This window comes from Chryseobacterium sp., from assembly GCF_019236175.1.
Classification (GTDB): Bacteria; Bacteroidota; Bacteroidia; order Flavobacteriales; family Weeksellaceae; genus Chryseobacterium.
In genome coordinates, this window is record NZ_JAFAJM010000009.1 from 120667 (window position 1) to 145783 (window position 25117).

The 25117-nt window shown below is 36.3% G+C and carries 22 protein-coding genes and 1 tRNA gene; 11 read left to right on the forward strand and 12 right to left on the reverse strand.

Going from position 1 to position 25117, the window contains the following annotated elements:
- Positions 1 to 8: 8 nt before the first annotated feature.
- The gene (locus JO178_RS08050; protein ID WP_291934029.1) at positions 9 to 545 is read right to left on the reverse strand and encodes a DUF4303 domain-containing protein; all 537 of its coding nucleotides are present in this window, start codon (positions 543 to 545) and stop codon (positions 9 to 11) included.
- A 551-nt stretch (positions 546 to 1096) separates the two neighbouring features.
- Between JO178_RS08050 and JO178_RS08055 the strand changes: the two genes are divergently transcribed.
- The 4 genes from JO178_RS08055 to gwsS all read left to right on the forward strand — a co-directional run bounded on the left by JO178_RS08055 (position 1097) and on the right by gwsS (position 4433).
- Positions 1097 to 1291: a hypothetical protein gene (locus tag JO178_RS08055; protein ID WP_291934031.1), complete on the forward strand. Its 195-nt coding sequence runs from the start codon at positions 1097 to 1099 to the stop codon at positions 1289 to 1291.
- A gap of 215 nt (positions 1292 to 1506) precedes the next feature.
- Positions 1507 to 2235 carry a hypothetical protein gene (locus tag JO178_RS08060; RefSeq protein WP_291934034.1) on the forward strand — a complete coding sequence of 243 codons (729 nt, stop codon included), beginning with the start codon at positions 1507 to 1509 and terminating at the stop codon, positions 2233 to 2235.
- 52 nt (positions 2236 to 2287) lie between these two features.
- The gene (gene gwsG, locus JO178_RS08065; RefSeq protein ID WP_291934035.1) at positions 2288 to 3190 is read left to right on the forward strand and encodes a grasp-with-spasm system ATP-grasp peptide maturase; all 903 of its coding nucleotides are present in this window, start codon (positions 2288 to 2290) and stop codon (positions 3188 to 3190) included.
- Positions 3191 to 3365: 175 nt separating this feature from the next.
- Positions 3366 to 4433, forward strand: coding sequence for a grasp-with-spasm system SPASM domain peptide maturase (gene gwsS, locus JO178_RS08070; protein WP_291934037.1), 1068 nt, complete (start codon positions 3366 to 3368; stop codon positions 4431 to 4433).
- A gap of 66 nt (positions 4434 to 4499) precedes the next feature.
- Here gwsS and JO178_RS08075 read toward each other — a convergent pair whose 3' ends face one another.
- From JO178_RS08075 to JO178_RS08085, 3 genes are all read right to left on the reverse strand, one after another.
- The gene (locus tag JO178_RS08075) at positions 4500 to 4877 is read right to left on the reverse strand and encodes a hypothetical protein (RefSeq protein ID WP_291934041.1); all 378 of its coding nucleotides are present in this window, start codon (positions 4875 to 4877) and stop codon (positions 4500 to 4502) included.
- A 68-nt stretch (positions 4878 to 4945) separates the two neighbouring features.
- Entirely contained in the window at positions 4946 to 5416 is a 471-nt protein-coding gene (locus JO178_RS08080; RefSeq protein WP_034682046.1) for an AsnC family transcriptional regulator, read from the reverse strand.
- 134 nt (positions 5417 to 5550) lie between these two features.
- The gene (locus tag JO178_RS08085; RefSeq protein WP_291934056.1) at positions 5551 to 10341 is read right to left on the reverse strand and encodes a translocation/assembly module TamB; all 4791 of its coding nucleotides are present in this window, start codon (positions 10339 to 10341) and stop codon (positions 5551 to 5553) included.
- A 4-nt stretch (positions 10342 to 10345) separates the two neighbouring features.
- On the opposite strand from JO178_RS08085, the gene tsaD reads away from it, so the two are divergent.
- The 3 genes from tsaD to JO178_RS08100 are packed head-to-tail and all read left to right on the forward strand — an operon-like array spanning position 10346 to position 12446.
- Positions 10346 to 11362, forward strand: a complete 1017-nt coding sequence (gene tsaD, locus JO178_RS08090) for a tRNA (adenosine(37)-N6)-threonylcarbamoyltransferase complex transferase subunit TsaD (RefSeq protein WP_291934059.1) — start codon at positions 10346 to 10348, stop codon at positions 11360 to 11362.
- Entirely contained in the window at positions 11359 to 11754 is a 396-nt protein-coding gene (locus JO178_RS08095; protein WP_291934061.1) for a hypothetical protein, read from the forward strand. Before tsaD ends, JO178_RS08095 begins: the two co-directional genes overlap by 4 nt.
- Positions 11751 to 12446 carry an RsmE family RNA methyltransferase gene (locus tag JO178_RS08100; RefSeq protein ID WP_291934064.1) on the forward strand — a complete coding sequence of 232 codons (696 nt, stop codon included), beginning with the start codon at positions 11751 to 11753 and terminating at the stop codon, positions 12444 to 12446. Before JO178_RS08095 ends, JO178_RS08100 begins: the two co-directional genes overlap by 4 nt.
- A 3-nt stretch (positions 12447 to 12449) precedes the next feature.
- On the opposite strand, the gene JO178_RS08105 is transcribed toward JO178_RS08100, so the two are convergent.
- From JO178_RS08105 to JO178_RS08115, 3 genes are read right to left on the reverse strand one after another with little or no spacing between them, the layout of a single operon-like run.
- The gene (locus tag JO178_RS08105; protein WP_291934066.1) at positions 12450 to 13298 is read right to left on the reverse strand and encodes a hypothetical protein; all 849 of its coding nucleotides are present in this window, start codon (positions 13296 to 13298) and stop codon (positions 12450 to 12452) included.
- Positions 13298 to 13729 (reverse strand): hypothetical protein, encoded by a 432-nt coding sequence (locus JO178_RS08110; protein ID WP_291934069.1) that lies wholly within the window; start codon positions 13727 to 13729, stop codon positions 13298 to 13300. Before JO178_RS08110 ends, JO178_RS08105 begins: the two co-directional genes overlap by 1 nt.
- Positions 13730 to 13737: 8 nt before the next feature.
- The gene (locus tag JO178_RS08115; protein ID WP_291934071.1) at positions 13738 to 14403 is read right to left on the reverse strand and encodes an RNA methyltransferase; all 666 of its coding nucleotides are present in this window, start codon (positions 14401 to 14403) and stop codon (positions 13738 to 13740) included.
- A 172-nt stretch (positions 14404 to 14575) separates the two neighbouring features.
- Here JO178_RS08115 and JO178_RS08120 point away from each other — a divergent pair, with 172 nt between their 5' ends.
- The 3 genes from JO178_RS08120 to JO178_RS08130 all read left to right on the forward strand — a co-directional run bounded on the left by JO178_RS08120 (position 14576) and on the right by JO178_RS08130 (position 16732).
- Positions 14576 to 15592 carry an asparaginase gene (locus tag JO178_RS08120; protein ID WP_291934075.1) on the forward strand — a complete coding sequence of 339 codons (1017 nt, stop codon included), beginning with the start codon at positions 14576 to 14578 and terminating at the stop codon, positions 15590 to 15592.
- A gap of 58 nt (positions 15593 to 15650) precedes the next feature.
- A tRNA-Ser gene (locus JO178_RS08125) sits at positions 15651 to 15737 on the forward strand.
- A 260-nt stretch (positions 15738 to 15997) separates the two neighbouring features.
- A complete protein-coding gene (locus JO178_RS08130) occupies positions 15998 to 16732 on the forward strand; it encodes a hypothetical protein (protein WP_291934078.1) in 735 nt (244 codons plus the stop codon).
- A 69-nt stretch (positions 16733 to 16801) separates the two neighbouring features.
- Here the strand turns inward: JO178_RS08130 and JO178_RS08135 are convergent, their stop codons facing one another.
- Positions 16802 to 19279, reverse strand: a complete 2478-nt coding sequence (locus JO178_RS08135; protein ID WP_291934081.1) for a TonB-dependent receptor — start codon at positions 19277 to 19279, stop codon at positions 16802 to 16804.
- Positions 19280 to 19602: 323 nt separating this feature from the next.
- On the opposite strand from JO178_RS08135, the gene JO178_RS08140 reads away from it, so the two are divergent.
- On the forward strand, positions 19603 to 20433 hold the full coding sequence (locus tag JO178_RS08140; RefSeq protein WP_291934084.1) for a DUF2490 domain-containing protein: 831 nt from the start codon (positions 19603 to 19605) through the stop codon (positions 20431 to 20433).
- A 122-nt stretch (positions 20434 to 20555) separates the two neighbouring features.
- On the opposite strand, the gene JO178_RS08145 is transcribed toward JO178_RS08140, so the two are convergent.
- The 4 genes from JO178_RS08145 to JO178_RS08160 all read right to left on the reverse strand — a co-directional run bounded on the left by JO178_RS08145 (position 20556) and on the right by JO178_RS08160 (position 24914).
- Positions 20556 to 21251, reverse strand: a complete 696-nt coding sequence (locus JO178_RS08145; protein ID WP_291934087.1) for a hypothetical protein — start codon at positions 21249 to 21251, stop codon at positions 20556 to 20558.
- Between the two features lie 154 nt (positions 21252 to 21405).
- Complete coding sequence (locus JO178_RS08150) at positions 21406 to 22941, reverse strand: M20/M25/M40 family metallo-hydrolase (RefSeq protein WP_291934090.1); 1536 nt, start codon at positions 22939 to 22941, stop codon at positions 21406 to 21408.
- A 175-nt stretch (positions 22942 to 23116) separates the two neighbouring features.
- Positions 23117 to 24247 carry an alpha/beta hydrolase gene (locus JO178_RS08155; protein WP_291934094.1) on the reverse strand — a complete coding sequence of 377 codons (1131 nt, stop codon included), beginning with the start codon at positions 24245 to 24247 and terminating at the stop codon, positions 23117 to 23119.
- A 124-nt stretch (positions 24248 to 24371) separates the two neighbouring features.
- Positions 24372 to 24914 carry a hypothetical protein gene (locus JO178_RS08160; protein WP_291934097.1) on the reverse strand — a complete coding sequence of 181 codons (543 nt, stop codon included), beginning with the start codon at positions 24912 to 24914 and terminating at the stop codon, positions 24372 to 24374.
- Positions 24915 to 25117 lie beyond the last annotated feature (203 nt).

A 25117-nucleotide genomic window follows, 5' to 3' on the forward strand; every position in this document is an offset into this window, starting at 1 on the left:
TATTGTATTTAATTACCCCAGGTATCCATCCAGGCCAGATACTCATTTTTATATTCATTATCATTGAGCCTTGTAATTATTTTTCTAAGATCATCCGTTTCAAATTCATAATCTGAAACCGTAAAGATCAGGAAGATCTCATCACCGGTAATCTGGCTGAAAAAGTTTTCTTTTTTAAGCTTTTCAAGAACTTCAACACAGGCAGAATATAATCCGGTCTGAAATTTTTCAAACCATCCGTTATCTTCATCATTTTTATCCAGTTCTGCTCTAAGCTCAGAGCATATATCATCAAACTCCTTTTCTGCACCCTCCATTTCATAGGCCCATTCAGCAGGCTCATACTTATAATACACGAGATCTCCTTCTTCTGCATAATGCTCCAGTACTCTAACTGTATTTGTTGCAGGGCAAACGGTCATGGCTCCTTCGTCACTATATAAAGCAAAACTATAGATCTTTTCAGATCCGTGTTTTTCATAAGCATCCAGAAATGCTTTTTTGGCAGCCGTTTCTATTTTCTGTTTCAAAATCTCAAAGTTCATACTTCATCTGTTTAAAATGGGGCGGTAAAATTACCCTTATCTCTTTAAACCGGGGTATTCTATTTTGTATAATTCCGGTCATTTTCATGAATATAGCTAATCTATTTTACGGTCTCTGGACAACAGCCTTAATAATCAATAGATTAACAGTTCATGTTTTCTCTCTTTTTTTGTACATGATATCATTTTCACCGGATAAAATCATGAATGTGTACACTAAGAAAATATTATATCATATCATCATCTTTACAGGTTTTATTCTTATCATACTATAAGCACTTATTTTATTTTCATCAATCATGAAGATTTAATAAAAAAAGATACCTACCTCTTACAGAGCATCTTATACAATTTCCACGTTGAAAAACTTACAAAAAAATCACAACAACAATCACGATACAGTGATGTAATTATTTTTAGTTTTGATACCATCAGCGTTGATAAAAATTATATTTCAGATGATATTATACCCGTACACTATAATACCGGTCTGAGAATCTCCCATGTCAGGGATTGTATGACAATACAGGTTTTAATTAAAATTATTTATTATGAAAAAACTTACAGGAATGAAGAGCTTTTCTTCATTGGAAAACAAGAAACTGAAAAATTCAAAGATGATTTTTGGAGGAAACACAAATGTGAGAACAACTGAAGAAACGGGGCCTAACGGTCAGCCTGGCAATACAGGAGATACTAGGCTATTCAACGATGGAACAGCTCACTCGACTATAACAGTTGATTAAATTACAGGGGGAAAAAATCCCCCTTTTATTTCATACAATAATATATATAGCTTATGAAATACATTTTTTTTTCCTTTATGATGATTATATTCACTTTTATTGCTTGCACAAGTAAAAAACTTAACTATATAAATTATTACAATCAAGTTTATGCAATCGACAGTACTCATAGGATTGACAGGGATACTTTAGCAACCATCAGAAAATATAAAAAATTGTTCAGAAAATATCCTCCCGTACAAAATGAAAGAATTGAAGAATTTGAAACTTATATTCGGTATGCAGACAAATATCATACAAATTTTGGAGGAAAACGAACCCTCAGCAAACTCATCTCACAGGTTGCTCCGAACTGGAAATACAAAAGACTCGAACCATTTTTCTTTACACTTTATAAAAAATATGGGATGGATAGTATTGATATTGAAAAAAAAATTATTGTATGGAATCAGAAATTAAATAAAGTATTAATTGATTCTTTTAACATTGCATTTAAACGTGATCAGTATAATGATCGTATCGGGCCAACCGTTACGATTAATGACCGCAAAAATGCAGAACTTTTAATCTGGACATTTAAAAATTACGGTTTCCCCTCCAGAGATAAGATAGGTCTTTATGGAAGCAATGAGCAGCTTATGTATATGGGAACCCTTCTTAATCATATGGCAGGAACAGTCTACTATGATTATTTTAAGACAAAATTACTGGAATATGTAAAGTCTGGAGAATGTACTCCAAGAGATTATATAGAAATGGTTGATAAATATAATTACATCCATCATTTTGACACTGCTTATCGCATATTTGTGCATTACAACAGACCTGAGCTGAATGTTTCAGATTCCGCAAGAATTAACAATAATAGAAAAGCAATAGGCTTTCCTACTCTTAGCCAGTCAGAGAAAATCATTAAAGATTTTCAAAAAAAGATCAGCCATTGAACTTATTTGCTAAGTTTTGAATTATTTATATAACCCAATTTAAGCTATTAATATGATTCTGATTCTTTCTCAAAATAACGAAATCACCACGACTGAAGTTATTAAATATCTTATTCAGATGAATAAAAAATTCATCAGAGTACATGAAGATGAATTGTTTGAGATTAAAATCCGGGATAAGAAAATTTTTCTGGAAGGTACACATAACGTATTTTTTCTTGATGATATAAAAAGTGTTTGGTACAGGCGTGGAGGATTGAAGTTTAAAAGATTAAAATATACCAATCGGTCCATTCATTTAAATATGTCGGAAACGCAGCACTGGCTTGAAGATTATGTAAAGAAGACGTTAGAATCCAAAAAAAACATCAACAAAGAAAGTAACAGCGATGTTAACAAACTGATCATACTGAACAAAGCAAAAGATATTGGATTCGATGTTCCTGAATATTTTTTATCAGAAAATACTGACGATGTGGAAATAGAAAAGACCATTATAAAAACAATAAATGGAAATGTGATGCTTGAAGAAATAAAAAAAAGCTTCAGCGGATTTATGTATACTTCGGTAGTTAAAGAAAGAGAAAACAGAGATTTCTTCATTACTTTTTTTCAGAAGAAAATTGAAAAGGATTTTGAAGTAAGAACCTTTTATTTAAATGGTTTATGCTGGTCTATGGCAATATTCTCACAAAATGATGCCCAAACTAAAACTGATTTCCGGAAATACAACGAAATAAAACCCAATAGGAATGTCCCTTATCGCCTTCCTGCTGAACTTGAAAAAAAAATACATCTCCTTATGCAATATTTAGATCTTAATTCCGGGTCTGTGGATTTTATAAAGAAAGGAGAAAAATATTACTTTCTGGAGATCAATCCAATTGGTCAGTTCATGGGTCTATCTCATACATGTAATTATTTCCTTGAACAGAAAATAGCTGAGTTCTTATGAAAAAAATGTATCACGAAAAAAATAAATTACCTCTTACATTCAAATATATTGAGATCTTTAAAACCAAAAATGTATGTAAAATCCATAGTAATTTATTGTTTTTTGTAAAAAGTAAAAAGTATCAGAGTGACTATCATGTAAGAGAAAAACCATTAAAAGCACTTATCAGAATCTTATGAAATACTTCAATTTATTCAGCAATATACTCGTCACTAAAGGGGCCAAACGTATCCTGATCTCTGATCTGCAAAGAAATTCTTCTGAATTGTATCCTTTAGAATTTCACGAAATTATAAAGCAGTTGAAGAATAAGTCTGTAGAAAATATTCTGAAAAATTACGATACAGAATCGATATCATTCGTTCAAGAATATATTAATCTGCTGGTTGAAAAAGAATACGGTTTTATAACAGAAGGAGACTGGGACAGAAATTTTCCGTCACTAAATTATCATTTCCATGAGCCGAATGAAGTTTCTAATATTTTTATAGAAATTAGCAGTCTCTCTGTTCTCAACAAAATAAAACAAGAGGTGGAAAATCTTGGAGTGAAACATCTTGTTATTTATAGTCATCAAAAACTTTTACTTAAAGATTTCCAGAATATTGACTCAAAATTTAAAAATTCTGTTTTAAATGGTATAGAAATTATCTCACCTTTCCACGATGATATAGACAGAAATTTTATTGATTCACTTCATCAAACCGTTGATAGAATTTACAATTTGGTATTTCATACCTGTTCAAAGATCCCATTCCGTTCAAAAGACATTTTCAGATTTACCGTACAGTTCATCAGACAAGACTTACAGATATCTGCCTGCGGAAAGGTAGACTTAAAATACTTCAATACCAATCTTCCAAAGGTTCTTGAAGCCCTCAACCATAATTCCTGTCTGTATAAAAAAATAGGTATAGATAAAGACGGCAATATTAAAAACTGTCCTCTAATGTCTGAAAGTTACGGCAATATTCAAAATACAAGTCTTGAGGAAGCTATCGCGCAGCCTGCATTCCGGCAATATTGGAATATGAATAAAGATCGTATAGAAGGTTGTAAAGACTGTGAATTCAGGTATATCTGTACTGATTGCAGGGCTTATACGGAACGATCACATTATACCTCGGAAAACCTGGATATATCAAAGCCTTTAAAGTGCGGTTATAATCCTTATACCAGCGAATGGGAAGAATGGAGTAAAAACCCGCTTAAACAGAAAGCCGTCACTCACTATAAGATATAGAACATAAAAGCTTTTAAATGATGTTTAAAAGCTTTTTTATACTATAATAAGAAAACGCTGCATCTCTTATTTAAAAAACTTCCATTTCGGAATAATAGCCAGCATCCCAAATCCTGTGAAAAGGAACAGATTGGTCACATCCGTGTATAAGAATGTTGACAGGTAATAATTATGCATAAAGAAGTGCAGCACCAGTAAAACGGGAAACATAAAAATTCCGATTTTCCGGTAAAAAAACATCAGCACAAGACCTATCATCATCAAAAGGTCTATAGAAAAAATAACATAAAAATACCATCTTGGAATTTCCAGGTATTCATGTTGCAGATATTCATCAACATCAATTCCAAGTCCCATAATCGTAAACAACATCAGGGCAGCAAATGCCAGTACAAATCCCCATCCTTTCTTCGGATCTTCATCAAAATAGCTGTATTCTTCCATACTACAAAAATAAAGAACTTATGAGAGATTTCATAAGTTCTTTTATAATAATTCGTTTAAAATTTGAATTAGATAGAGATAGCGTTGATCAATCTGTTTTTGTCGCTTAAGTACTCTTCCATTGAAATCATACTTTCAGTTCTCATTACATCCTGAATATCGTCTATCTGATAGATAATTCTTTTAGCGTCATCTGTATTCTTAGCTCTTACTTTACAGAAAATATTATATTTTCCGGAAATAACGCTAGCTTCGATTACGTTAGGAATAGTTGACAATTCTTTCAATACTTCCTGAGTACGGTTTGATTTTGTCAAAAGGATACCGATAAAAGCAGTAAAGTGATAATCCAACTTACCATAATCGATATTAAGAGATGATCCCAAAATAATACCTGCATCTTCCATCTTTTTCACTCTTACGTGAATTGTTCCAGCAGAAACATCCATCTGCTTTGCAATTTCGGTAAAAGGCATTCTTGTGTTTTCTACTAAGAAATCAAGAATCTTCTTGTCTATTTCGTCCAGTTGATAGTTCATATTAGTTAAATTACAATTTCTTTAAAAAATCTATGTATTTTTTGCAAATTTATAAAAAATAATTTAACTAAAAAAATTATATCAAATATTAACAATAATTAACACAGATGATAAAAATCATTAAAATATTCCGACTATTTAGCTTTCGATTTTATAGAATCTGTTTTTATTTCAGTTTTGTCTTCAGGAGTTTTTTTATCTTTTTTCTTCTTTTTAAATAAAGAATTAAAGCTTTTACTCCACACAACTCCCATTCCATAGGCTTGATTAGCAGATCCGTTGGTACTTACCATCCCAATATTGGTTGGTTTTGAATAGCCTCTTAAAATTAAACTACCGTCATTTTTTTTAGAAAGATCATACTCAATAGATCCCTCTCCGGAGAGATAATTCGTCTGTGTACCCTCTGTTTTTGATAATGGAATCCCTAATCCGGTCTTTACATTTACCCTTGGTGAAAGTGCAACACTTACTCCCGCATTCGCTCTGTCTCCGATATTGGCATTCTGGTCACCTTTTACATAATTAAGGTCAATCTGGAATTCATTACTCATCGTATTTAAAACGGATCCCAGCTGTTTCAGAAGCATATTATATCCGGAAGATTCCGCAACGTTTCCTACATTCACATCTACCCCACCCGTATTGGAAACATTAAACGTGCTTAATAGCAATACCGAACCAAACTGAAGAACCTTTTCACCTTCCTGGCTCATTTTGGCGGCCAATGTTTCTCTTACCTGACTGGAAACATCCATTGCCGTTACATTAAGGTCAACCTTAGGATCTGTTAAAGACTGGCTGATGTGAGCCTGCAGCAATATACTGATAGGCTGTAATTTTCCCATGCTCAGATATTCTCCGGCATTAGAAACCATTCTGACATAATTAGCGGTAATATCCAGTGCCGGTTTCATCGCATCACCATCCCATCGGATACTACTATTTTTTTCAATCTGGAAGGTCTTATTAAGAATTGCCTTAGAAACAAATGTTCCGTTATCTACTTTATAAGTACCACTCATGGCAATATTTCCCTGTCTGTTCATCTGGAACTTCAAAGGATCAGCGGTACCTTTTACGGTAATATTTCCTACATCATCCCCTATCAGTACATTTACAGTAGTTCCTTTGTCTACTGCCAGATTAAAGTCAATATTCATATTGGCACCGGTCTTTTTCTTTTCGTCCAGCGTAATTAATCCGTCTTTACCTTCCTTCAGGAATCTCAGCATTTTAAATTCTTCCACATTGGATGTTGAGCTCGAATTAAAGGTAAAGGTACTTCCGTTTAATGACTTCATATTAGGAGTCGTGATACTTAATCCGGAAACCGGCCCATCCACATACAAATCCCCTTGTCCGTAGACTCTCCCCCAGAAGAGATCAGAATCTTTTTGTGTACTGTTTAAGACTAAAAGATTATCCGCTCTCATTACCAGGTTGACCCCCATTGAAGAAAGCGTTTCAAACTGGATTGCTCCGGAAATATTTCCTTTAGAATTGGATCTTCCGTCATGTACTTCAATATTGTTGAGAATGGCAAGTCCTTTTGATAATTGGATCACGGTATCATCAAATGAATAATCCACCCCTGTAAACAGCAGTTTAAGTCCAAAATCTTTTAAAGCAATATCCCCGCTATAATCCAGATCATTAAGTTTTCCGTTAATTTTAAGATCGCCGGTTGCCTTTCCTCTCATATTACCAAAAACAGTATGCACAAACTGTTGGGTAAAGGCAAGGTCGAAATCACGCATTTCCGCAGTAAGATCTATAACCGGTTTAGGAGTATTATTATTAACGGTTCCCGTCAGATTCAGGGTATTATTACCGAGTACTCCTGCGGAATGTACTTTTACATCAATATCATATACATTCAGGGAAAATCCGTTGGTTGCAGAAATGGTAATATCCCCCATATCATTACCATTCATCTTAATATCATCTATGGTAAGATCTACCAATGGCTGAAGTGTGCTCTTATCCATTTTAATTTTCACACTTCCGTTAGCAAGACCTTTGATATCCATTCCGTTTCCGCCGGACTGCATTTCAAGGAGTTTTTCTATGGCAAAATCATTAATATCAGCATCTACGTAAAAGTCTTTAGCGGATTTAAACTGTGCCTCTTTAATGAATAAGGCGCTTTTGTCAGAATAGACCCTTAGATTCCTGATATCAAAATCTCCGGTTTTCTTCCTGTATGTAATCGAATGATTGAGTTCCGGACTGGTATCAACAGCCCATTTCACATCATTGAAATTAACTTCGGTGGGTTCAAATTTGAAAACATAATCCCCTTCCGCATCCGTAGTCTGATCCACATTGATTGCATACTCTTTAAGCTTATCTTCCGTTTCATCTTCAGGGCTTCCGTGTTTGAATATGGCAGATAAGTGCAGGGTATTATCATTCTCATTATTTCCTTTAAGCTCAAAATCCTTAATAATGTTTTTATTATAGACCACTCTGCTTATTTTGGCATACAGCTGTTGATTGAGATCAGCGGTATTGATTCTTACCTTAACACTATCTACCAATGCGCTGTCTCTGCTGATATTCTTTCTGTCGTTAACCTGATAATCAGGATTTGAGGAGGCCAGGGCTTTATCAGCATCTGTAATTTCCTCTTCTTTGGTCATGATGTATTTTAAAGAGGCAGCATCCAGATTTAAGATAAGATTATTGGAGTCTCCATTATATTCTCCTTCCACTTTAGCGCCGTGCGGAAGTTTCAGTTCCGGTAAAAAATAATTGACCAGACCTTGCTGAACATCAAAATTCAGTGTAAAATTCTGTCCCCTGTAGAGTTTTCTTGGCGGCGGCCCCACTAATATTCGTCCGATACCGTTTTCCACCATCCCTGCAAGATCACCAAGACTGTATCTTCCTGAGATTTTACCTGTAGCTGCTCCCGGTGCATCCACATCAATCATTCGTCCTCCTGCATCTACAAAGGTCTTTAACTTGGCACTCGGAATGGTATATTTCTGTGTTGCCGTAGCAAACTGCAGATCATTAGCATCCACATCCAAAGTCAGGTCGTTAATAGAAGACATAGACATTTTCCCATTCACTTTACCACTGACGATCTGATTCCCCGGTTTGTTGGTAAAATAATTCATATTAAGAAACCCCACATCCGCATCTACGTCCATTGATACTTTAGAAGTACTAAAATCAATCAGTCCCTTAATGGTAGCTTTTGCCTGCTCATCATTCACCGTGATAAGCCCGTTATATTTTTTATGATCCAATAACCCGTCTAAATACAGATTATTGATCACTTTATCCATAATTTCCACACTTGCAATCTGAGATTTGGTAGTGAGACGCATGGTATTTACATCAAAACTTTGCCCGTTAAGATCAAATTTACCGGAAATTAAACCTACTGTTTTATTCTTGGTAATCACAGAAGTATTAAGGTCCTTTATATCGAGATACCCTGAATACTTAGGCATAGTAGTGCTATAGCCCGTCAGTGACAGTTTGGATATTTTTGCCTGCCCGATTCCCGTAAGCAGATTTCCGCTTTCCACATAGATCTGATCAGGATTTACTTTGGCAGTTCCGTTATATTTTAGTTTCCCGAAATCATCAGCGAAATTCTTCATCTTCTTGGCAATGAATGAAGGCATCATTGCCTTTAAATCCTTGTAGGTAAAATCTGTAGAAAGATCCTTGGTTTCAATAGAAAAATGGCCTTTTAACAAATGATCCACCTTCATTGTTTTTGTGGCAATATTAACATCAGGGTTTCTGATCAGAAAATTTTCCAGATGAAATTTATTCAGAGGGCCTGTCATTTTTCCTGAAAGATTGAATGGTTTGATATTATCCCAGTTGGTAACAAAATAACTGATATCATATCCGCTCACCTCACTTCCCTGATTAATATTCATATCCCAACGGACTTTATCGGCAAAGCCTGCCCATGATCCGTTATGAAGATTAAATTTAATATCTCCCTGAAGTAAAGTGTGATCTGTATTGAGTGTTAAATCTTTAAGAGATAAAAACTGATGAGTTAAAGACAGTTCGGTGGAAAAAGTGTCTACAAAATGAGATTTTCCCCATCTCGTTGTGACGAATGACATATTATTGATCAATGCCGAAACATTGGGGCCATTCACTTTAACATTGGGAGCTTTTAAATTAAATTTTGTTGCCGTAAGCCATTTTCCAGGCTCTCCCGGTGAGTTCTGATTAACAATAGACACTTTAGAATCAATAATCTGTACCCTGGAATTGAGCTGGAAAGGAGGTTTTTTGGGATCTCTTTTTTTACCGTTATCAAAAAGTTCAGTAAATCTGATAAAATTGGAGATACTATCGCCTTTATAAGTAATAACTTTGATATCTGCATTAACCAGCGTAAGCGAGTTAAAACTCAGAGAATTGCTTTTTCCGGAAATGGCATTCACGGCCAGAGAAATCCAGTCTGAGTCAGCACGAAACTCCTTTGAAGTAATAAAATCAAGACCTTTGTAATCCTTTACTTTTAATCCTTTTATCGTTACGTCTCCGAAATAATTAACATCAACGCTCTCTGTAGAAAACTGAGATTTAAAATCATTATTCACAAGTTTCAGAGCCTGATCTGCTGCCCATTGCTTGGTTACCGGAAGGTTTATCCCAATGAGTATTCCTCCAACAAGAATAATTCCCAGCCAAAACAAAATCAGAAGAAGTTTTGCCCACCATGTATAGCTGGTCACATCTTTTACAGCCTGTTTTCCAAATTCCCCGGCTGTTTCTACAGGATGATTAATGGCATCTGAAGCAAGCTCAGACGCTTCTTTTACAGTCTCCCGTACTTTTTCTTCCACATTTTCAACAGTCTTCTGTACCTGATCCCCTAGGTTTTCAGCTACAGATTTTTTATTCTCATTCTCGTTATTATTCTCTAACTTTGCCATTATTATGAGCGACTCTATAATTTTAGGTATTGAATCGTCTTGCGACGACACCTCAGCAGCTATCATCAAGGGAAATTCTATTCTTTCGAATATTGCCGCGAATCAGGCCATCCATAAAGAATATGGTGGTGTAGTTCCTGAATTGGCTTCACGAGCTCATCAGCAAAATATCATTCCCGTTGTTGAAAAATCTTTTACTAAAGCAAATATACAACAAAATGCAATTTCAGCTATAGGATTTACACGTGGCCCCGGACTTTTAGGATCACTTCTCGTAGGAACATCATTTGCTAAATCACTGGCAATGAGCCTAAACGTTCCTTTAATTGAAGTAAATCACCTTCAGGCCCACATTTTAGCCCATTTTATTGAGGATGCAAATCCTGTGCCGCCTACTTTCCCTTTTTTATGTCTTACCGTAAGTGGCGGTCATACCATGATCGTATTGGTAAAAGACTATTTTGATATGGAAATTATCGGAAAAACTATTGATGATGCAGCAGGTGAAGCTTTTGATAAAATCGGAAAAATCTTTGACCTTGATTATCCTGCAGGCCCCATTATCGACAGACTTGCTAAAGAAGGAAATCCGGATGCTTTTACATTCAGCAAACCGAAAATGGAAAACTATGATTACTCCTTCAGCGGTATTAAAACTTCCGTTTTATATTTCATTCAGAAAGAAGTCCGGAAAAATCCTGATTTTATTAAAGAAAACCTTAATGACCTTTGTGCTTCGGTACAGAAATCTATCATTGATATCTTAATGAACAAACTTGAAAAGGCAGCCAAAGAACTCAATGTTAACCAGGTAGCTATAGCAGGAGGTGTTTCTGCTAATTCTGCTTTAAGAAAAGTAATGGAAGATAACAGAGAAAAATTAGGCTGGGAAATTTATATCCCGAAATTCGAATATACAACAGATAACGCAGCGATGATCGCCATGGTAGCCCAGCTGAAATTCGAAAGAGGTGAATTTACAGACCTGAGAACAACAGCCACGGCCAAATATGACTTATGAAAATACTCTTAGAAGAAAAAATACTGGGAAGACAGTCTAAAAAGAGCTCAAAATATTATTGGGTATTGGAAACGATCACAGGAAAAACGGATGGTCCGCAAGAACCTGCGGATTATTTCCCTTCCAGTTCTGAAAAAGGATATATTCAGGATGTAAAAGATGAAATCCTGGAAAAAATCAATTCAGAGAATCTTTTCAGCTTCTCCTACACGCCCAAAGAAGGAGATTATTTATCCATCAAAAACAACCTGAGAAAACAGGAATATTTGAATCTGATCTTTATTAATGATAGCTGGATAGAGGAGGTATTCATGTGTACTTACCGTGAATGCGATACAGATATATACACCACCTTAAAAACAGGAGTTGCATTCTTAACTCAGGATATATGAAATTATTTTACGGAGAAATAACAGGTAATAAAGTCATCATCAACGACGAAGAACAGCAACACATTGTGAAAGTCCTAAGGATGAAGGACGGAGAAAACATTCATGTAACAGACGGCAAGGGAAGTCTGGCTTCCGGAAAGCTTGTTATAGAAGGAAAAAAAGCAGGCATAGAAGTTTCAGAAATTAAAAGTGATCTTCCGGATTTCAACCCAAAACTCCATATTGCCATTGCTCCTACAAAAAATATTGACAGGATAGAATTTTTTGTGGAAAAAGCTGTAGAAATGGGAATATCTGAAATCAGCATTATTATTACGGAAAAAACCGAACGTAAAAACATCAACATCGATAAAATCAGAAAACAGAGTATCGCAGCTTCAAAACAAAGTTTGCGATTTCACTTTCCGGTAATCAACGACGCGGTAAAACTATCTGATTTTCTCGGAAATATTGATCCTAAAAACACCTTTGTTGCCCACTGCCATGAAAACCTGGAAAGAATTGACCTCAACAAGATTCCATCGTCCGACAGTCATACATTTCTTATCGGACCCGAAGGTGATTTTTCTGAAAAGGAGATTGGCTATCTGTCAGAACACAATATCAAAGCGGTATCTTTGGGCAGCCAACGATTAAGAACCGAAACTGCAGGATTATTTGTTGCAGCCTGGAATTACAATACAATGATTTAATCATCATGCCAATGCAGTCTCTTTTCTTTTAAAAAGAGGCTGTAGCATATGATAAGGAAAGAATACCACAAGAAGGAGGTAATTGGCATTTTCAAAATCCGCCAGTACAAATTTTGCAGTATACATATGAAATACATACAGAAATACCATAAAAAAGGTAAGTAACTTCCTGTTAAATGCGCCAAGAAAACAAAGAAGCTGTAAAACAATTCCGCCCACAGTAAGCATTACCCATACATTTTCATAGGCATACACCTCTTTTATCCATTCCGGTACCGCAAGATCTGCCGTCCAATAGCTGTCGTAAGTATTCATCTTTGCAGCATTTTTATCCAGCCATGTCAGTTTATCCGTATGTTTAATAATATTTTTAGCGGTTCCTAAAAACTTACTCATTCCGGCCAGCGAATAGGTAACCAGAATTCCCAGATAGAAATATTGTACAAGTTTATAGTCTTTATCTTCCAGATCCCGTGGTAATAAAAATATACTCAGGAAATACGCCAGTATCAGGAGATGATTATCATGATGTACTGAGAAATTGGCAGATAATGGCAGGTTAATAATTGCCATTAACAAAAAGATCAGAATATTCAGCACATAAGATGGTCTAAAAACAGAAGCAATAATACATATGCCACAAGCCACCAAAAGCCCGACAGATAAAAGCATCCCCGGAAATTCCGGAAATATGATTTTCTGAAGCCAAAATATGGGTTCATAAATTTCCCCGGATCTTTGGCTTAATGCACTCAACTTCACATACTGATCAATCAGCCAGTATATACTAAATATTCTTAGGGCATAATAGACAATTTTATAATTGAATATGGTAAGTTGCGGGTATTTCATTACAGCTTAGTAATCAGTTTTTTATTGATCTCCATTTTTTTTTCGCCAATCTGGTCCGGTTTGTATTTTTCTTTATACAACAGATAACTCTGAAATTCGGGTCTGGTATCTCTGGCAAAAATCAGAAGCTTTTTTTTATATATTTCCCGGTCTTCATTATTTTCAATCTTCCCTCCGTACATATTAACAATGATTTCTTCATCATTGGCTTCATAAGCTTTCAGATTTGTATTTAAAATTCTTATGGTATCATGAGCCTTTATTCCGTACAATTTGTATCTTTCAGCAAAAGCTTCTCCTCCACCCGGAACGGTAAACAGCTTCCAGCTGGCAAAAGGATACATTTCCTTAAAACCTTTTTCTTTGATTACGAGGCTGATCACGGACATTATAAAGGAAAAAAAGAATATATATCGGGTATATTTTTTCATCTGATGATTTATAAATTATGATCTTTCTGATATTTTTCCAGAATTTCTTTTCCGCTTCTGATAGAATTTACCGCCCATCTGACTTTCATTTCCAGCAGTTTCTGTTCATCCAGTTTATAATCAATTCCTGATTTTATAAGTTTCTGTTTTAATTCATACATACAGATTGAAGCGGCCACGGAAACATTAAAACTTCTTGTAAAACCATACATCGGAATGGCCAGTGTTTCGTCTGCAAAATCCAGAATTTCCTGAGAAACCCCTTCCATTTCGGTTCCGAAAACCAAAGCAATAGGCTCTGTAATTTCATATTCAGGTAGCATTTTAGCATTATTTTCCAGCGAAACCACCACAATTTTGTATCCCCTGTCTTTGATATCCTGAAAGGATTCCATATTGCGGGGGAGTTTTTCGACATCCACCCAGGTATCCGCGCCTTTAGTTACCCTAAGATTAGGTTCAAAACTATACTCTTCCTGCAAAGCCACAACTTTATGAAAACCGCAGGCTTCTACAGAGCGTACAATCGCTGCAGCATTCCGGAACTGATAAATATCTTCTACTACAGGAAGCACAAAATCAGAACTTTCTACGGAGAAATGTTCAATTTTTGCAAGTCTTTCTTCTGTTAAAAACTGCTTTAAATATTCATAAGTTTGCGCTAAATCTTTCATCTGCATTCAGTTATTTTTTTGTCAATAGACAGAGCTTACGCTTTCGACTGTAGTCTTAATTTTAATAAAAATTTCACCCTAAGCGTTTCATTCATTTTCAAATCTTTGCAAATTAACGTAATTTTGGGCTATGAACCTTGTACAGGCTCAAATTCTTAATTAAAAATAATACATGAAGCGAAAAGTCCTGCTTATCTATACCGGAGGAACCATTGGTATGGAAAAAGATTACGAAACCGGCAGCCTCCGCGCCTTTGATTTTGGAAACATATTTGAAAAGATGCCTGAAATGAAACTCATGGAATGTGAAGTTTTTGTACATCTTTTCGCAAAACCTCTGGACTCCTCTGATATGGGACCTGAAGAATGGAAAATTATCGCCAACTATATTCTCAAGAATTATAATGATTATGACGGCTTTCTGATCCTTCACGGAACAGATACCATGTCTTACACGGCATCTGCATTAAGCTTCATGTTGAAAGGTTTAAGAAAGCCTGTGATCATGACCGGTTCGCAGCTTCCGATAGGTGATCTGAGAACAGATGCTAAAGAGAACCTTCTGACCAGTCTTTATTATGCCAGTCTTTATGAAAATGATGAGGCGGTTATTCAGGAGGTTGCAATCTACTTCGAGTATAAATTGTTAAGAGGAAACAGAACGCTGAAATATTCTGCGGAGTATTTTGATGCCTATGCAAGTCCGAATTACCCTATTCTGGGACAGTCCGGCGTGCATTTAAATATTATTAAGGATAATCTTTTCCGTTGTGATCCTGCTGTGGAATTTCATGTTGATGAACATATTTCCGAAGATATTCTATTCTGGAGAATTTTTCCAGGAATGCATTTGAGCCATTTCAGAGAAATTCCGAAGATGAAAGTTCTTATTCTGCAGGTTTTCGGATCCGGAACTATTTTCAGCAGCGAAAAAACCCAGGAAACTCTTCAGGAAATCAGAAACAACGGAACGGAAATCGTTGTGGTAAGCCAGTGTATTTCGGGAGGAATTTCATTTGGAAAATATGAAAACAGTAATATTTTCTCAAGAATCGGGGCTATCAGCGGCAGAGATATGACTGCTGAGACAGCTATTACCAAAGCTATGCACCTGATAGACAACCCTAATTACTCCGGAAACTTTGCAGACAACTTCACACAAAGCCTTTGCGGAGAAATTACTGATTAAAAAATTGCAATAATAATTTGGATATTCAATAAAATACTCTATTTTTGCAATCTCAAAAAGAAAGGTGTCCGAGTGGTTGAAGGAGCTACCCTGGAAAGGTAGTATACGGGTAACTGTATCGAGGGTTCGAATCCCTTCCTTTCTGCAAGATAAAGCGTTGTTTTACAACGCTTTATTTTTTTACAGATTATACGACTCTATTTTCTCCACAAAGAGCTCATAAGTTTTCCACAAGTTTTCCACAAAAACAATCTCACCGCACACAGACTTCATCAGCCAGCCCGCCAGCTATAAAGGATAAAATAGAAAAATACTGTATTTGAAATAGATTTATGATTGGCTCATTGCTTATGACCCGCTTCATTTTTCACTACATTAGCACCCAAAAAATACAATTCAACGACAATGCATAAGATACGAACACTTATTCCGGTCCTTTTATTTCTAACATTTTTTTTATTTCCCCAATCCATAAAAGCGAGCGCTTACTGGATGGAAATTCACGGATCCGGAAAAGTAAATGAAGAAGTTAAAATCCAGGTATGTTACGGTTTTATTGATGATCTCAGCGAACGTCATCGTACTACAGGTCCGGAATTTCAGGAAATCCGGAATTTTAAATTCTTTATTTTGAATGATAAAGGAAAAAAATCAAAAATAGAATTACAGATCAAAGGCGATCACTGGGAAGGCCGTTTTATTCCTGACCAGGAGGGCTCTTACCGTATTCTGGGACTCAATGATCAGCTACCTGTACTTCTCCGATCGAAAAATTCACAGGAAAATGTACGCCCCATCGATCTTATGTGCGGAGCCTATCGTGTCGGCTCTTCTTCTGTTCCTATGAAACCTGCTCAATTCATGGATATTATTCTTCAGGAAAAAAACGGGATTTATACTGTTTTTCCCTACCGCGACATGAAACCAGTAGAGAAAGGAACGACGATACGGATATTCAATCCTGAAAACTGGGAAAAAAATGTACAGACTGATGAAAACCATCAGATTGTTTTCAAACCTACATTGCCGGGGCTGTATGTCATCCGTCAGGACTGGTATGACAACAGTCCGGGAGTTTTAAATGATAATGCTTATGGAAAAATACGGTATCGTAATAATTACTGTCTCTGGATCAACTGAAACAGGTCATCAAAAAAACAAATATCCCGGATTCTGTAACCCGGGATATTTAGTATCAACATTTATCATTTAAAATTTAAGAGAAACACTTCCCAGGAAACGGGCCGGAGCCTGTGGTGTTAAACGTACCGACCACGCTTGTTCATTGGTAATATTGTCAAATTTCAGTCCTACCCTGTATTTTGGCTGATCATAGAAAATTCCCAGATCAAACATCTTATAAGAAGGAATAATGACTTTCGCCGTCTGGGTATTCGTCTGGTAAGAAGAGGAGCCCATATTTCCTCCACCTCCGATTCCTAATCCTTTCAGTTTTCCATCAGTAATACGGTAGCTGATCCAGAAATTATACATATTGGCTGGGCCTGATAATGCAGGCCTCAAACCGTTTACAGAAGGATTGGCATTTGTATATTTACTGTCATTATAAGCATAACCGGCGACAATATTCAGACCGTCAAACGGATTGGCAGTCAGCTCCGCTTCTATCCCCCGGCTCAGCTGTGTTCCATCCTGAATGGAATAATTGATATCATCAGGATTGGTTCTCAGAATATTATCAACCCGAATATTATAATAACTTAATGTTCCTACAAGCCTGTGATTGAAAAGATCGGCTTTTGCACCGAATTCCAGCTGATTGGCGTATTCAGGTCTGAAAGTATTCCCGTTGATATCCGTTCCGCTTACATTATTAAACCCGTTCATATAGTTACCGAATAGAGAAAGTTTATTTTTAAGAATTTCATAAACGACTCCTAATTTAGGAGAAAATGCAGTCTGTCCATAAGGTCCTGTTTGTGTTCCGCTATTACTTAATCCGCCCTTTATTTCACCGGTTGCAATATCATATACTCCTTTAAACTGGAACCGGTCTACTCTTAAACTGGCCATTACCATAAGCTGATCCGTAATATTAAACACATCGGAAACATAAGCTGCATACGTATTATCACCGTTATTTTCCTTTCTCATTACAGAAGTTGCTGTAAGTGCGTCAATTGTATTACGGTTTACTCTGAAATCTGCTGAAGGATGAACAAAATTAAAAACCTTAGTATTGGTATGATAGCGGTCAAAATGATTGGAATTATTATAATAATCCAGTCCTACAACCATTCTGTTTCTGAAACGTCCGATTTTAAAATCTCCGATGAAGTTCTGCTGAATATTAGTGGCAATGAAAGAAGTAGTTCCTACCATTACCTGAGCACTCGCTGTTGAGTCTGTTTTACCGTTGATAGCAGAAATATATCCGTTAATGGTAGATCTCGCTCTTGATAATATGGTCTGAGAAGTCCAGTTTTCTGAGATTTTATAATTCATTTGGGCGAAAATATTCATCATCTGGGTTTCATAAGCCAGGTCATCACTTAAAAAGTTTTTGTAATACGGAAACTTCATATCAGCAATAGACTGAATTTTATTTCCTCCTGTATATGGATTAAAACGTACTACCGAAGTTCCTTTTGCCTGATTAAATTCCACATCCAGAAGCAACGACAGGCGGTCGGTGATCTGATAAGAAAAACTAGGTGCGATTGCTAAGGAGTTTGTGAAGCCTAAGTCCTGAAAACTCTTCTCAAAAGTCCCTGCAGCATTAAGCCTGAAAAGAGCAGTTCTGTCTTTATTAATTGGTGTATTAACATCTACAGTCAGGCGGTTATAATTCCAGCTTCCTCCTACATAGCCTACTTCACCTCCAAAATCATTATACGGCTTTTTAGTCACACGGTTATATACCCCTCCGTAGCTGCTTGCCACACTTTTTCCAAATAAAGTTGCAGAAGGTCCTTTAATCGCTTCTATACGTTCCAGATTCACGGGATCAATAACTGAAAAAGCAGCACCTGCCACTCCATTCCTGGCATTAGGTTCTGTTTCAAATCCTCTTGAGCGAAAGGTCACTCTACCCTGATTGGCAATCATCGGTACACCGGCTCCCGGTACATTTTTAGAAATACTTCCCAGGTCTACAGCAACCTGCTCCTGAAACAACTCTTTGGTAACGGTATTATATACCTGTGGATTTTCAAGATTTTTCAACGGTAATCTCGCTACATATCCACTTTCCTTTTTTGAAAACCTGTTTGTATTTTTCATAATGACTACTTCCTGAATAGCCAGAATATTTTCTTTGGTCAGCTGATAATCCAATGTAGTAGTCTCCCCTGTTTTTACTTCAGCCGGAAGACGGATTTCTTTGCTCCCCAAAATCTGAAACTTTACAGTATAGTTTCCTGCGTTCAGGTGCTCGAATTTGTAGTTTCCTTCATCATCTGTTAACGTCTGACGGTCTGCCCCCAGTAATGAAACCGATATAGCTCTCAATGGCTGGCCATCAATCATATTTACTTTTCCGGTAATACCACCCTGTATTTCCTGTGCAGACACCAGAGAAGATATCAATGAAAAAAGCAGTAGTGAAAGCAGTTTAATTTTGTGAGTAATTTTGATGTTTAAAGGACCGGAAGCTTGTCTTATCCCCATGAGACAGCTACCGACAACCTGTCTGATCAGGAAGTCATTTTTAGTACATTCAGTCATTTTTTCAACCTTATTTAAAATGATTATAAATAAAACGCAAAATAACGAAATCACAAGTTAACCTACAATATTAATTTAAATTATTCTAAATAAATGTTAAAAGTCATATTTTCAAAAATGAAGATTTTCTTTTTTTTCCTAACTTTTTCCTAAATCTCTGCTTTATTTTGTCATGTTTTTAAATAGTATTAAAAGAATTTGAATAATTATTGAATGAATAAAGTTTTTAATTTTGTTGTGATAAAATATATTCTCTGCAAATCTACCTTATCAGTACCCAGATGATTCTGCAGTCCGTTCAATCCACATTGAAGCAGTTGCCTATGAAGTTTAGTATAAAGAAAATATCCGTATCATTATTGCTGATGGTTTTTACAGGCATTTCTGTAAAAGCACAGATCAGTCCGCCTGGTCTGGGAGATGCCAATACGGCATTCTGGTCTGCCTTTGGAGTGAAGCGTACACTGGATTCTTTAGGAAAGAAACAGACATTGGATTATATTGGTATAGGTCGTAAAAGCAGTCCGGATAATGACAACCTGTTTTCCAAGCAGGCTATTTTCGTGTTTAATCATGAATTTTACCATTCTTTCGCACCTCATCAGCAATACAGCTATGCATTGAGCTACCGCAGGCAGCCTCAGTACGAGACTAATGCTCCTTACGAAAAAGAAGGTATAGAACAGGAATTCCGGGCATATGGAAGATATGCCTATACTTTTGATTTTGGAAAAAAATGGAAACTAAAAAATACAGTCCGTCAGGAATTCAGAAAATTTTTTGATGCCGATTTCAAAAAGGTGGAAGAAGATTTTCAACTGAGAACCCGGATCAAAAGCCAGCTTACCTATAATTTATCATCGAAAAACAATCAAAAGTTAGCGGTAAGTGCAGAAGCTTTATTTTCAATCAGCCATCTTAATGAGCCGGATCCTCAGTGGACCGCTTTCGGATACAGAGAGATGCGTATTGCTGCCTATTATATGTTCAGCATTCCACACTCTCCTTTTACCGTGGATATTGGTTATATGGATGATTTAATCAGAGGAAGCCAGAGCATCCATAAAGGAGGCGTACATTATCTCGCAGCCGATCTGATCTGGAATATCCCTTATAAAAAGAAAGAAGCTGATAATCAGGAACATCTTGACTGAAAAAAAACAAACCTTCCGGCCTAGTTGTCAAAAAAAATCCCAACCGGAAACAGTTGGGATTTTTTGTGCGGAAAACCTACAAGATTCTCCTCTGTATAATGAGTTAAAGTCTGGTGTAAAATTTAATTGCACAAGGTCAGGAACTGACGTCCCATCTGGACCTTACATCTTGCTTCCGCTCTGGAATGCGTGTAGATAGAATATTCAAATGCTTTCACCGTTTTCAGTTTCTGATCAATATATTCAGCAATATCCACAACTGAGAAAATAAAATCTCTGTATACCGCCATATTGACCGTTTGCCCATAATACGGAAGATAAGCTTTCAGAAAAGGAAGCACCTTCTGATGACGGTTGTAGCTGATACAATACCCTACTCCTTCCACAGCGGTGATAATATCATAATGATTGATATAATCCAGAATATTTTTGCTTCCTTCCAGAGCATGAGGTGTTTTAGAACAGTATTTATTGATTTTATCTAAAATATGCTGTGCATATTCCATCATCGAAATATGTTTAAATTCAAAAACGTGATTCAGGTGTTTCTTAGATGTCCCTTCTTTTTCACAATGAGTACAGAAAGAAATCCCAATTTTTTCATGATAAGGGAAAAAGCAGTCTTTTATCTCAATGCTAGCATCTGCCTGAATGCTGTCATTTGCAAAATTGTAATAGAGATAAGGGCTATACAAATCAGCAAGAGCTTTCAGATAATCTATTTCACTGGTATTATGATATTCTTCAAACCATTTTTCAAGATTATGATAATAATGACTTTCAAAGTCTTTAAAATTTAAGTAAAACGGTAATTCCATAACTCTGTAATTTTGATACTACAAAGCTATTACGGTAATGCGACAAAACTTGACGCAATATATTTTTGTTTTCAGAATCACTGTGAATTCATGATGATAAAGAATCGGCAGTTCATTTTACTATTTAAAACCTAATCCCTTCACCTAGTTAAGCTTACTTTTTATCATAATTCTTCATTACGTATTCAAAATAATGAATCATTTTCAGATAGTTTTCAATACTGACATACTCATTGGTGCTGTGAATACTCTGCTGCTCAAAACGGTTGATTTTAATAGGCATAAATCTATACACATTCTTACTTACGATTTCATATTTACCGGCATCTGTACCTGCCATGGTAAGATAAGGAGTAACAATAGCTCCCGGATGGATTTCCCTGATTCCTTTCTCAATTATTTTAAATGCTTTGGTATTGGTAGGTGATATTGCCGAAGCTTCTCTTGTATTATCTATTTCTTCTACTTCAACATCAAAACCTTTTGTTGCTTGTGCAATATGTGCTCTCACATCTTTCACCGTATTTCCGGGAAGGAGTCTGAAATTAACAACAAATTCCACTTCTGGAGAAAGCACATTAGTCCCGTCGCTTCCCTTCATCATCGTTAAAGCTGTTGTCGTACGAACCAGTGCATTCGTCGTATTGTTTTTGGTAAGTTGTGACAGCAACAAAGGTTTTAAAAGCCATTGATTGGCAATAGCCAGCCTGCTGGTAAACGGCATAGCTCCTCCGATATTATCAAAAAACTCTTTGATCAGCGGACTAATAGTAGGCTTCATCTGATCATCTTCCAGCCGCTGCATAATAACAGCAGCTTTCCCAATGGCACTTTCCATAGGCGGCATAGATGAGTGTCCTCCAAGTCCTTTTACTTTTATTTTTGCTGAAAGAAATCCTTTTTCAGCACAGCCTACGACTGCCACATCGGAATCAATTCCCGCTACATTTCCTTTTTGCATGATCAGGCCACCTTCGTCATATACAGCATCAAATTTCAATCCTTTTTTCTTAAAATAATCCGCGATCTGCATTGCCCCCTTCTGTCCGCCTACTTCTTCATCAAAACCAAAAGCCAGATAAATATCTCTTGAAGGGACTTGTTTATTTTTGATCAAATTGTTCATGGATTCCATAAGGGAAAAAAGCATTCCTTTCATATCAATAGCACCTCTCCCATAGATTCTTCCATTAGCTACAACTCCTGAAAAAGGAGCATAATCCCAGTCTTCTGCTACTTTTGTTACCGGAGCAGCCGGCTGATCATCCGGGCGGAAAATGTTTTCTTCTTTACTTTTCACGTCCGCATCTCCAGGAGGCACTACATCCATATGGGATAGAAATACAATCGGCTCCAGTGCAGGATTACTTCCTTTTAACCTGAACACCAGCCCATATGTATTCACCTCTACATTTTCCGTATTCTGAAACACCAGTGGATAAGAGCTCTTTAAGTATTCTTTAAACTGAGCAAACGGGGTATAGTTAAATTCACCGAGGCTCCCTGTAGAAACAGTAGGAATTTTAATTCCTCCCGAAAATCTCATCACCGCGGAATCATTTTTTAGCGGTTTCCATCCGTCTCCGGCACCTGCTGCATTTTTTTTAAAGGGATAAGTATACGTCCTGACAAGCAGTACAGCCGCCAAAATAATAAGAATAGCTAAAAGAATTAAAAGAATTTTTTTCATAGTAAATTGTTTTTGTGAAATGGTTTGATTCTATAAATATAGAAAAGTATTTGTGCTTTAACAATTTTAAGGCTAAGCTTTCCGTGGTTCTTTTTTACTTCAGAATTATAGTTGTACCAAGAGAGGCTGTCTCCGAAGAAACAGCCTCAATATTTACCTGAAAGCGGAATGCTCATTATTTATTCTTTGCGTTCAGTATCCAGTGAACAATATCTTTAAGCACCAATTCAGTATTTCCGAAACTGCAATGATTCTCTGCAGAATCGTTTTTTGTATACATTTTGTAAGTAAGTGATTTTACGTTGGGTAAAGCATCGATCACTCTTTTATAGAATTCAACAGGAATAAAATGATCTTCGTTGGAACCCAGAAGCAGGAAATCCTGAGTAATCTGTGATCCTATACTTTCCATTTCAAAATTCCGGGTTTTTTTCAGGTAATCATAGGGTGTATCAACATTCATACTAAACATTCCGTGTTGTATTGCCCATCTTACCAGAGGATCTATCTTCATTTTTTTCTCAATCAAAGCATTAATTTGTTGTTTTTCTTCAGCCTCCATCAAGACACGTAATCCTTCAGGAATTTTAGTCAGTATCACATCATAGAAATTAGGCATTATTCCCCATGCTACTACTCTTTTGATACGATCTTCAAAAGCAGCAGCTCTTGGCGCCAGCATTCCCCCTAAAGACAGGCCAATAAGAGTCACCTCATCCAGCTGATAGGCATTTAAAATAGTTGTAACGGGTTTCTCCCATTCATAAGTATAATAGATACCTGATTCTCTTAATGCACCACCCTGTCCCGGGCCATCGAAAATATAAACAGCAATTTCCATTGATAGCAACCATTGAACCACCGGTAAAAATTCTTCCATATAAGAATCGTTTCCCCCGTGAATAACAACAGTATCCTTTATTTCCCCTTGTGGCCGGGCTATCCAAACCGGTAATTCCTTATCTTCATATGCTACTTTATCCCTTTGTATTATTTGATCAAAAACAGATTTGTGATAATGATAAAACAAAGATTTTGAGTGCAGATATAATCTGGATTTCTCAGGGCTTCCGTCTGCTTCAAAAAATTCAGCCATTCTGTAGTAACCGATAGCCTTAGAAATTTGCTGATGATTTTCTGCGTTAGTCCCAAGGAAAGTCATTTCACGTACCCAGTCTTCTGTTGTACTTATCTTTGGAGCTATGGATTTGATTTCTTCCCAATCACCACCACCCCACATGATGGTTCTGTTCAGTTGAAAATTAAAATTCGAGTCAGTGTGCAATTGATAGGTTCCTTTTTTCATATATTTCTTTTTTGTAAAAAACAGTATGCTGGTATGTGAGTCATCAGCCATACTTTTATCACTTAACTTTTTCCGAAATTACAGCGAAAGTTTAGCTTTTTTTTTCACCTGGATTAAAAAAGGATTATCTGCGTTGAGCTCTTACTTTACTCAGCTGCTGTTTTGTCATTCCAAGATATCCGGCAATATATCCGAGATTGATTCTCTGAAGCCAGTCAGGATGTGTTGCAACAAAGTCATGATATCGTTCCTCAGTTGTTTTGATCTGCAAATCAAGAAGTCTGTTTCCCATCACAATCAGGCTTTCAGCAAATAAATCTTCCATACATTGCTGTATTTCAATATTCTTTGATTTTAATTCCAATAGCTGACAATAAGGTACCCGGAAAATCTCGGTATTGTCTTCCAGCACTTCAATTCCAAATGGGACAGGCCTTCCTGACAACAGACTGGAAAACAAAGCGATAAAACTATAATCCGAGCTGATCCAATGGGTATGGTCGTGGGCTTTATCATCATAATAAAATATTCGGGCTACTCCTTTCTTTATGTAAAACAGATCACGATGGACCTGATCAATATCCATAAGTACTTCCTTTTTCCCATATATATTACTTTCGAATTGATGGATAAAGTTTTCGATGGTCTTCCGTTTTTTTTCGCTCATTATTTTTACAGATTTCTTGTACAATTATAAGATAAAAGATTTCCCCTTAAAAACAATCAGACTATTTGCTGTGAATTCATAAAGACGACCCATATTCCGCCATTGTTTTTCATTGTAAATGATACCTAAATTAGACATCATCGATTCTCTATATATCTGTGAGAACACAAAAAAGGGCCAGCTCCTAAGAACCGACCCCTCAA